Genomic DNA, 1,177 nt, shown 5'->3' on the forward strand with positions numbered 1-1,177 from the left:
ATGCTAGTTATCATTTGCTGGTTTATCACTGTTTGGATGTAGCTGCGGTTGGCAGTTTACTACTTGATCCAGAAAAAAAACTATGCCAATCACTGGCCAGACAGTTGGAATTAGAGCCTGACTGGTTACAACAATGGTTCACATTTTGTTTGATGTTACATGATGTAGGTAAATTTGCCCGTTGCTTTCAAAATAAAGTGACAGGACTCTCTTCAGAACTGGTGCCTGAAGTTACAGGTAAAAAAGATATTCGGCATGATTCTCTGGGTTTTACGCTCTGGACGAATGAGTTGTGTAAGCTGATATCTGACATTATTCCGTCCCAAAAAACGCAGCGTTCCGTCCACCCCTGGCTGGAAATTGTTTGTGGTCATCATGGTAAACCCCCACAGCCCCTGAGGACAGTTAAGACAGCCCTTGTTCCTGAGGAAGACATTCCCGCTGCGGAATCTTTTTTGAGAGAAATAGCCAAACACTGGTTGCCTGATTTGACACCATTAAGCTCAATCAATAAAGAAGGGTTTAAGAAGTCTTCATGGCAATTGGCAGGTGTTGCCGTTCTGGCAGACTGGCTTGGTTCTGACCAGAGCATTTTTCACTATAATAGCGATATACAGCCTTTACCTGAATACTGGAAACAAACAGCACTTCCTAAGGCGAAAGAAGTTTTGTCAAAACGCGAGTTCCAGCCCAAAGCCATCACCCCTTTCAGATCCATTCAAGACCAGTTCGATTTTATTCGACAACCTACCCCTCTGCAGCAGTTTGCTCAAAGCGTTGAGATTCCACAAAACCCGCAGCTATTTATTCTGGAGGATGTGACCGGAGCCGGAAAAACGGAAGCGGCTATGGTATTGGTGCATCGTTTGTTGAGTCAGGGGTTGGCAGAAGGGTTGTATGTTGGTTTGCCGACCATGGCTACAGCGAATGGCATGTACGACAGGTTAAAAAACAGTTATCGGTCCTTATTTCAAGGGAGTCCCAAACCTTCTCTGGTCTTGGCACACGGAGCCAGCCAGTTGTCAGAAGATTTTCAGGAATCAATTCAGCTGGAAGATCAACAGAGCGACCAGACTTATGCGGCAGGTGATCAAACTGCCAGTGCCTATTGCAACCAATGGCTGGCAGATAGTCGCAAGAAAGCGTTATTAGCTGATGTTGGTGTTGGTACGATTGA

General features: G+C 45.4%; 1 protein-coding gene. It reads left to right on the forward strand.

Going from position 1 to position 1,177, the window contains the following annotated elements:
- Positions 1-32 precede the first annotated feature (32 nt).
- On the forward strand, positions 33-1,177 hold a 1,145-nt coding region (locus KDK16_RS08875; RefSeq protein WP_257275666.1), incomplete at its 3' end, for a CRISPR-associated endonuclease Cas3''.

This window comes from Endozoicomonas sp. SESOKO4, assembly GCF_024606275.1.